This window comes from uncultured Arthrobacter sp. (assembly GCF_964021775.1).
Classification (GTDB): Bacteria; Actinomycetota; Actinomycetes; order Actinomycetales; family Micrococcaceae; genus Arthrobacter.
The window spans coordinates 1-7,560 of record NZ_CAXHZI010000040.1; the positions used below are offsets into that span (position 1 = coordinate 1).

8 protein-coding genes are annotated in these 7,560 nt (G+C 66.6%); 7 read left to right on the plus strand and 1 reads right to left on the minus strand.

The genetic code is table 11. The annotated features are described in order from the left end of the window. Positions 1-100: 100 nt before the first annotated feature. Positions 101-733 carry a methyltransferase domain-containing protein gene (locus tag ABIN76_RS17600; protein WP_346960946.1) on the minus strand — a complete coding sequence of 211 codons (633 nt, stop codon included), beginning with the start codon at positions 731-733 and terminating at the stop codon, positions 101-103. Positions 734-1,314: 581 nt separating this feature from the next. On the opposite strand from ABIN76_RS17600, the gene ABIN76_RS17605 reads away from it, so the two are divergent. The 7 genes from ABIN76_RS17605 to ABIN76_RS17635 all read left to right on the plus strand — a co-directional run bounded on the left by ABIN76_RS17605 (position 1,315) and on the right by ABIN76_RS17635 (position 7,460). Then, positions 1,315-2,496 (plus strand): multicopper oxidase domain-containing protein, encoded by a 1,182-nt coding sequence (locus ABIN76_RS17605; RefSeq protein ID WP_346960947.1) that lies wholly within the window; start codon positions 1,315-1,317, stop codon positions 2,494-2,496. Positions 2,497-2,536: 40 nt separating this feature from the next. Beyond that, positions 2,537-3,196: a class I SAM-dependent methyltransferase gene (locus ABIN76_RS17610; RefSeq protein WP_346960948.1), complete on the plus strand. Its 660-nt coding sequence runs from the start codon at positions 2,537-2,539 to the stop codon at positions 3,194-3,196. 272 nt (positions 3,197-3,468) lie between these two features. Further along, positions 3,469-3,819, plus strand: a complete 351-nt coding sequence (locus ABIN76_RS17615) for a hypothetical protein (protein ID WP_346960949.1) — start codon at positions 3,469-3,471, stop codon at positions 3,817-3,819. A 121-nt stretch (positions 3,820-3,940) separates the two neighbouring features. Next, positions 3,941-5,227, plus strand: coding sequence for an FAD-dependent oxidoreductase (locus tag ABIN76_RS17620; protein ID WP_346960950.1), 1,287 nt, complete (start codon positions 3,941-3,943; stop codon positions 5,225-5,227). Positions 5,228-5,323: 96 nt separating this feature from the next. Beyond that, a complete protein-coding gene (locus ABIN76_RS17625; protein ID WP_346960951.1) occupies positions 5,324-5,527 on the plus strand; it encodes a hypothetical protein in 204 nt (67 codons plus the stop codon). A 50-nt stretch (positions 5,528-5,577) separates the two neighbouring features. Continuing rightward, positions 5,578-6,000 carry an alternative ribosome rescue aminoacyl-tRNA hydrolase ArfB gene (gene arfB, locus ABIN76_RS17630; RefSeq protein WP_346960952.1) on the plus strand — a complete coding sequence of 141 codons (423 nt, stop codon included), beginning with the start codon at positions 5,578-5,580 and terminating at the stop codon, positions 5,998-6,000. A gap of 104 nt (positions 6,001-6,104) precedes the next feature. Then, positions 6,105-7,460, plus strand: a complete 1,356-nt coding sequence (locus ABIN76_RS17635; RefSeq protein WP_346960953.1) for a solute carrier family 23 protein — start codon at positions 6,105-6,107, stop codon at positions 7,458-7,460. Positions 7,461-7,560 lie beyond the last annotated feature (100 nt).

A 7,560-nucleotide genomic window follows, 5' to 3' on the forward strand; every position in this document is an offset into this window, starting at 1 on the left:
ACCTCGACCCCCACCAAACACCCCGAAGAAACCACTACTTCAGATGCTGAACCACTGTGCCCGTCCCGCCTGGGGCGCCCGGGCGGGGGCTGGCGCTGCCTTACGAGCCGAGAACGAAGATCCCGTCGGGTCCCTCGGCGGCCTGTCGTGAACCCGCGTTCGCGAAGACACTCACGGACCATGGCGAATCCTCGCAGAACGGGCCAAGGTGCCAGTCGGAGTAACGATGCATCAGGGCGAGTCCGGTTCCTGCGGCCGCGAGGTCTTGTTGTTTGGGTCCTCCCCGGGCCTTGGTAGAGGTCCCTACGACCAAGCCGCCGCCGGGGTTCAGGACGGAGGCAATCTGCTGGAAAGTCGTCGCCAGAGCTGCATCCGTGAGGAAGGCCGGGACGTTTCCTGACATGAGAACGAGGTCATAGGCGGCGGGGAGGCCCACCTCGCGCAGCGCGGCGGCGGAAATGTCTCCGGCGCCCAAGCGTTGAAACCATGAGGGGTCGAACAGGTCGCCGGCCACCGCTAGTACGGCGTCAGTCGGATCGACGCCGTACGCCAGGTGGCCACGATGTCGAAGGGCACCGACCGCCGACCCGATTCCACAGCCCACATCCAGGATGCGGGCCTGCCGCGAGCTCAGCATGTCGACAAAGCGCGCGTCTACTTCGAGGTCGCCGCCGGAGACAGCCAGGTGGCGCATTTTGGCGGCGTAGGCAGCGTAGTCCGGTCCCTGGTTCACCGGTTCAGCATGCCACGGCCGGCGCGGCATTCCGGCGCTCAGCGCCGCCAAAGGTACGGCGTCGTCGTCGAGACCCGGAGCATGTCACGAATCCGCGGCCGCCCGCGAAGGTCACGAGCCGCAAGGGGCCTGACCGCTCGACGTCGACCGCACCCGGGGTCTCCGCATCGGTCCGGAGCTGCTGGTCGTACGCTGCAAGAAATGTCGAAGCATCCATCGGCCCCCACGGTACAGCGGCCAGCATCTCTGCTGTGGGGTCGGGATCCGTTGCAGGGGGTTAGTTGCAGCCGCCGACGAAGCCTGCCGCGCCAAGCTCATCGGCACTTCGGCACTTCGGCGCTTCGGCACTTCGGGCGACATTCGCTCTGCTACCCGGGCAGCCCCACTCCGTCCAACGGATTCGGCAACTAAGAAGCAGGGTCCCGGCCCTACGCTTAACGGGGTCTCCGTCCTACGCTTAAGTCGCTAAGCCTCAAGTCTCTCCGTTAGGCATGGATTCGAAGGCAGGCTAACAAATGGGCAGTCATGTCATGACGCTGGAACAAGTGCGCCGGGGTCCTCTCTTCTGGCCCCGACGGATTGTGGTTGCTCTTTACGTCGCCATGGCCGCGGCTCTGGCGACGAGTGTGACCCTCGCAGGCTGTACGGCGACGGCAATGCCCGCCGAGGGACGATACGTTCCACAGACCCGGACATATTTCATCGGAGCGGACGAGGTGGACTGGAACTATGCGCCCTCCGGGGTGAACCAGAACGCGGGCACACCCTTCGACAAAACCGCGGCCGTCTTCACACAGCAGGGCCCGCAGAGGATCGGCACCACGTACGTGAAGTCGCTGTACCGTGACTACACGGACGCGTCCTTCACGAAGCTCAAGCCGCGCAGCGACGCGGACAGGCATCTCGGCATGCTCGGCCCGGTCATCCGAGGCGTCGTGGGCGACACCATCAAGGTGGTCTTCAAGAACAACCTTGACCGCCCGGCGTCGGTGCATGTCCATGGAGTGTTCTACGACAAGGCCAACGAGGGCGCCCCGTACGAGGATGGCACCGGGGCGTCGGACCACGGTGACGACGCCGTCCCGCCGGGAACCGTTTACACCTACAACTACAAGGTCCCGGACAGGGCCGGCCCCGGCCCGATGGACGGGAGTTCGGTGATGTGGATGTACCACTCGCACAAGGACGAGGTCGGAGACGACTATGCCGGCCTGGTCGGTCCGATGGTCATCACCAAGTCCGACGCGGCCCGCGCGGACGGAACCCCCAACGACGTCGACCGGGAATTCTTCGTCCAGTTCAAGGTCAGCGATGAAAACGCCAGCCCGTACCTGAAACGCAATATCGGACGCTTCGCCGGCGCCCCGGGTTCCGTGGACCCGGCCAATGAAGAGTTCCGCGAAAGCAACCTGATGCACTCCATTAACGGCTATGTCTTCGGCAACCTGCCGTTGGATGCACTGACCATGAAAAAGGACGAACGGGTCCGCTGGTACCTGATGGGCATGGGCACCGAGGTCGACCTGCACACCCCGCACTGGCACGGAAACACCGCGACGGCGCTGGGGATGCGCACCGACGTCGTGAACCTGCTGCCAGCGAGCATGGTGGTAGCCGATATGGTCCCCGACGACGTCGGCACCTGGCTGTTCCACTGCCACGTCAACGACCACCTCAGCGCCGGGATGTCGGTCCGTTACCGGGTGGTTGACGCGGCGAGCCCCGGCAGCGGGAACGGCAGCCATACCGCCCATACGCCCTAAAAGGACCGGGGCGGCGGTCCCTGATCGGTAGGCTCACACCATGGCAAACCCCGGAACCCTCGCCCACGTCCGATCCGCCTACGACGCGTTGGCCGAGACCTATGCGGCGGCGCTTCCCGATACCAGCTTCGAGTCACCCCTTGATGTGGCCATGATCGATGAGTTCTCCGCTCTGCTGCGCTGCGCGCCAGGGCGGAAAGTAATCGACGCCGGATGCGGCGCCGGCCGGATGAGCGCGCTCCTCAGCGGCGCGGGACTGGTGGTCACCGGGGTGGATCTCTCGCCGGTAATGGTCCAGACGGCTCGGCGGCTTCACCCCGGCCTCATGTTCGACGTCGGCGAGCTGGCCGACCTCCCCGCCGACGACGGCGCTGCGGACGGCATCCTCGCCTGGTACTCCATCATCCATTCCTCCCCGGCAGCCTTGCCCGCGATCGTCCGCGAGTTCTGGCGGACACTCCGTCCCGGCGGCCTGGCGCTCATCGCTTTCCAGGCCGGCAGCGGCCACCGCACCATCGAGCGCGCCTACGGGCACGACGTCGAACTCCGGGCAGAACTGCACGCGCCCGACGACGTGGCCCTCCGTTTCACGGAGCAGGGCTTCGTATTGCGCGCGCAACTGCTCCGCGCGGCCCGGTCCATGGAAAAAGACCCGCAGGCGGTCCTCCTTGTGGCCAAACCGCCGGCCCCGTTACCGTGAAGCTGGTGCCAATGAGCCGGCCCGTCCCGTCCCTGTCGCCATTGCCGGAGAGCGGCCGATGCCGCAGACTGACGGAAGAGCAGCGTCAGCGTCAATGAACGGGCTGATGCAAGGCGCTCACCCTCGCCCCAGGACCAGCAAGCCGTCAACACAGAGGAGGCCCCGCCGTGCAGCAGCCCACGCCGGCCAATCCGGATAACGTCCAGCGACAACTAGCGATCTTTGACGTAGTCAGACGCGCACGCGGTAAGACCCTGTCGGAGGTGAAGGCCATGCTCACCAAGGCGTTCGCAGAACGGGGCCTGTCCCGGCAGCCGGAACCCTGGTTGGACGCTGTGGCAGCGGAAGCGTCATATGGCAAGCCCTACATCGTGGACCTCCCCGCCGCAGTGGCCGCCGACAGCATCACGTCCGCCCCCGACCGGCTAATCGAGGCCAGGCTCGGCGAGCGCCGGCTGCTCCGGGAATCCATACCCGGTGCAGATTCAGGACACGGCGCGGCTGCCCCCACACCCCGGGCTGCCGACACCTCCCTGCGCGGGCTGCTGCGTTTTTCCGCAGCAGCCCTGGCAGCCGTTCTGGCGACCGCGGCAGTCCGTGCGGCCCTTCGTTGGCGAAGGTGAGGCCCGCCCCGGCGTTCCTGTGACGGCGGTTGCGGGCGGCACACGGACTCAGGGGCTGAGTCCGGGGCCACGGTTTCCGTAGGCACTGTTGCCCGGGCCGCGGGAGGAGTAGGTTGCTCGAATGGAGGACACGTACCAGGTCATTGTGGTCGGTGCCGGATTCGCGGGTCTGACGGCCGCCAAAGAACTCGGTCGGAAGGGCGTCCGCGTACTGCTCATCGACTCAAATAACTACCACCAGTTCCAGCCGCTGCTCTATCAGGTGGCCACCTCGCAGATCGGGGTCTCGGCCGTGACCCGGCCAATCCGTTCCGTAGTCCGGCGGCTCCGAAGCGTGCGGGTGCTGACCGCCGACGTCGCGTCGGTCGACGTCGGAAACCATGCGGTCACCACCGTTGACGGCGAGACGTTCAGCGCCCAGATCCTCGTCATCGCGGTCGGGGCCGTACCGAACTTTTTCAACACCCCCGGCGCGGAAGACCACGCCTTGCCCCTGTATTCGGTCACCGACGCGACCACGCTCGGCACCGGCCTGACCAGGCTGCTTGACCGGGCCGACCGGGAGCCCGGCGTGCCGGTGGACGTCGTCGTGGTCGGCGGAGGCCCGACCGGGGTGGAAACCGCAGGGGCGCTGGCCGAAAACATCAAATTCGTGGTGACCAAGTACTTCTCCCCCGAGCTCGCAGCGCGGTGCCGGGTGCACTTGGTGGACATGGTCCCGAGCGTGCTCGCCATGTTCTCGTTGAAGTCCCAGGCATACACAACCCAGCGCCTGAACAAAATCGGGGTGCAGCTGCACATGGGAGTCGGCGTCACCGAGGTCCGGGCCGACGGCGTGACGCTGGCGGACGGAACCGAGATACCGAGCCGGATCGTCGTCTGGGCAGGTGGGCTCAAGGCGGGCAACCTCCTGGCCGGCTCCGGACTGCCGCAGGGCAAAGGAGGACGCATCGACGTCCGGCCGGACCTGACGGCGCCCGGCGCCGAGGGTGTCTATGTGCTTGGCGACGCGGCCAACATCACCGATGCGTCCGGTGCCAAACTGCCGCAGCTGGGCTCAGTCGCCCAGCAGGCCGGGAACTGGGCCGCCCGCAACATCTACGCGGACATCACCGGCGGCACCCGGCAACCGTTTCATTACACCGACAAGGGATACATGGCGATGATCGGACGGGGCGCCGCCGTCGCGGAGCTTGGCCGCAAACGGCTCCAGCTCCAAGGACCCCTGGCGTTCCTGTCCTGGCTCCTGGTGCACCTGGCCCTCCTTTCCGGAACCCAGCAGAAGGTCCGCGCGCTGTTTTCCTGGCTCAACGGCTACATCTTCCACAGCCCGGCGCAGGTGGTCGTCGGAGGAACGGAGCGCGGCCTAGACAAGGGCACCGGGCGCGGCCCGCAGCCCGGCCGCTAGCCCACCTGACGGCGCTGTCCCGGACGCGCAATCTCCCTGTAGGATCGGACACTCAGGGCCGGAGGCAGAACCCCGGCATGGCGGCACGGAGGCATGATGAGCGACAATCTGCGTCTCACCCCGGACGAAGAGTTTCCGGAAGATCTGACTGCCGTCGAGGACCAGGAGCTGCAGGTCCTCGACAGCCAGATCCAGCGCCAGCTGGACGTTGAGATCATTGCCGAGGGCGAGCCAAACCCGGAAACGGAATTCCGGCACTATGAGCTGGACGAGGAGTTCCAGACCCGCGACGAAAGTTAGCGCAAACAGCGAAGTGCTCCATCCCGCCCGGATCGTGAAACGCTGGGTACATGGATTTGGAGGTGTCCCCCGCGCTCACCATCCCGGCGGCAGAACTGCGCTGGAGGTTTTCCCGTTCGTCCGGTCCGGGCGGTCAACACGTCAACACAACTGACAGCCGCGTCGAACTGTCCTGGGACATCGGCACCTCTGCGGTGCTCTCCGAGGGCCAGCGGCTGATGCTGGTGACCCGCCTCGGATCACGCCTGGTCGCCGGAGTGATCACCGTGACCGCCTCCGAGCAGCGCTCCCAGCTGCGCAACCGCGAAACCGCCCTGGTGAAACTCGCCGATCTGGTCGCGGAGGCCCTGGCGCCGGACGGTCCCCGACGCCGGCCTACCAAACCCACCCGCGGGTCGAACCGTCGGCGCCTGGCCGCGAAGGGGCAGCGGTCAGAGACGAAACGGCAGCGCAGGCGGCCGTCCGCCGAATAGCGCCATCGCGGGGCTCTCAGCGGGCCGGGCCCGGCCGGCGCGGTAAAGTGGCACCGGAAGATTCCTTCCCGGTCCCGCCACACATTCTTGAAAGGCTCGCTGCAATGAGCATGCTCGGCACCAAATGGAAGATCCACGGAAACGGCAGGTCCATCCGCCCCGGCGAGGTCGTTAGGCCGGATGAGCGCCTCGCGTGGCCCCTGACCATCGGCGTGGGTATGCAGCACGTGGTGGCCATGTTCGGCGCCACCTTCCTGGTCCCGATCATCACGGGCATGCCGCCGGCCACTACCCTCTTCTTCTCCGGCATAGGCACCCTGCTCTTCCTGGTCATCACCAAGGGCCGGGTGCCCAGTTACCTCGGTTCCTCCTTCGCCTTCATCGCCCCGATCATGGCCTCGCAGCAGCAGTTCGGAATCCCCGGCGCGCTGGGCGGCGTGGTGCTGGCCGGCGTCGGACTGGCCATCATTGGCGCCGTCGTGCAGAAGTTCGGTGCGGGCTGGATCAACCGGCTCATGCCCCCGATCGTCACCGGCGCCATTGTGGGGCTGATCGGCCTGAACCTGGCCCCCGCCGCCAAGAACAACTTCGACGCCGCCCCCATCACCGCCCTGATCACCCTCGCCGTGATAATCGTGGTCAGCGTCTTCTTCCGCGGCATCCTGGGCCGCCTGAGCATCCTGGTCGCCGTCGTGGTGGGCTACCTGGTCGCGATGATCCGTGGCGAGGTCAACTTCGCCAAGGTCGACGCCGCCGCCTGGGTCGGGCTCCCGCATTTCCAGACCCCCGAATTCCACCTCGGCGTTGTGGGCCTGTTCGTGCCGGTGGTGCTGGTGCTCGTGGCGGAGAACATCGGCCACGTTAAGTCGGTGTCCGCCATGACCGGGCAGAACCTCGACGGCGTCTCGGGACGTGCGCTGATGGCCGACGGCGCCGCGACCGTCCTCGCGGGCCTGGGCGGCGGATCCGGCACCACCACCTACGCCGAAAACATTGGCGTGATGGCCGCAACGAAGGTCTATTCGACGGCGGCGTACTGGGTGGCCGGCATCTTCGCCGTTGTGCTGAGCTTCTCGCCGAAGTTCGGCGAACTGATCGCCACCGTCCCGGCCGGTGTGCTTGGCGGCGCTGCGACCATGCTCTACGGCATGATCGGTGTCCTGGGCGTGAAGATCTGGGTGCAGAACAAGGTGAACTTCTCGAACCCGATCAACCTCACCACCGCCGCCGTAGCCCTGATCGTTGGCATCGCGGATTACACCTGGACGATCGGGGACCTGAAGTTCACCGGCATCGCGCTGGGCTCCGCCGCCGCCCTGGTGATCTACCACGGCATGAAAGCCATCGCGAAGGCCCGCGGCACCGTGGCCGAACCGGAAACCGAGGACGCAGCCGCCGTCGGGGCCGTCAAAGCCGCGGTCAACGCCGCCGCGAAGCGCGCGCCCAAGAAGCGCCGCTAACCGCCGCCGCCGCACAGAAAGGCCGGCGCCCTGCCACCATGTGGTGGGCGCTTTCTAGGGGTCGTTGCAACACCTGTTGGTTAGGTGGTTAGTAGTAAAT